Here is a 331-nt window from a genome sequence, read left to right on the forward strand (position 1 = left end):
TCGCCCACCATGACCACCTTGCCGAGCAGGGCCTGGCGCAACGTGACCGGCGTGATCGACTGGGTGGCCAACGCCGAGCCGGACAGCGCCACCGATCGCGCGCCGTAGACGGTGACCGCGCCGACGACCACCGCGGACCCCTCGCGCAGTCCCGCGTTCGACAGCGTCACGTCGTCGAGCAGCACGGTGCCGACCGGCGTGCCCGGTCCGGCCAGGCCCGCCACTGCCGCCGTCGTCCGCGACCCGATCAGCGACACCGCGTCCCACTCCCGAATCCCCAGTGCGGCAACGGCACTCGGATGCAATCGGATGACACCGCGGCGGGAGTCGA

Annotated in this window: 1 pseudogene; it reads right to left on the bottom strand. The window is 72.5% G+C overall.

What is annotated here, in order from left to right:
- Positions 1 to 331: pseudogene (locus H7I87_RS09660) on the bottom strand (AAA family ATPase); the annotation flags it as partial.

It is taken from the genome of Mycobacterium timonense (assembly GCF_025821985.1).
In the GTDB taxonomy this organism is placed as follows: Bacteria; Actinomycetota; Actinomycetes; order Mycobacteriales; family Mycobacteriaceae; genus Mycobacterium; species Mycobacterium avium.